This window comes from Pseudomonas sp. JL3 (assembly GCF_031570575.1).
Classification (GTDB): domain Bacteria; phylum Pseudomonadota; class Gammaproteobacteria; order Pseudomonadales; family Pseudomonadaceae; genus Aquipseudomonas; species Aquipseudomonas cucumis.
The window spans coordinates 1-410 of sequence record NZ_JAKWJK010000074.1 but is presented as its reverse complement, the minus strand read 5'-3'; the positions used below and the strand labels follow the sequence as shown (position 1 = coordinate 410).

Below are 410 nucleotides of genomic sequence, written 5' to 3'. Positions count from 1 at the left end.
GGATCGGTTTCGGCGATGCAGTTGCCGCGCTGATCGTAGCGATATTGCCAACTGTTGCCCGCGGCATCGGTTTCCACCAGCGGCAAGGCCCAGTGCTCGAGCCATAAGGTCGAGTCGCTGCGGCCCAGCGGGTCGGTTTCGCCGATCAGGTTGCCGGCGTCGTCGTAGCTGTATTCGTAGCGCCCGCCCTGTGGGTCGGTGGCGTTGAGCAATTGGCGTTCGTCGTTCCACTCGAACTGCCAGGTCTGGCCGAGGTTGTCGGTGTATTCGGTGATCTGGTGCTGGGCGTTCCAGCGCCGTGTGCTGACGCGTTGCAGACCATCGGTGATGCGCGTGACACCGGCGACGAGGTCATAGTCGAACTGGTAAGTGTCGCCCTCATCGGTCCAGTGCCCGACCACGCGCCATTC

General features: G+C 63.2%; 1 protein-coding gene. It reads right to left on the bottom strand.

The features are described from left to right. Positions 1–410 (bottom strand): hypothetical protein (locus MMG91_RS28845; RefSeq protein ID WP_310661458.1); only part of this gene is annotated, 410 nt, incomplete at both ends.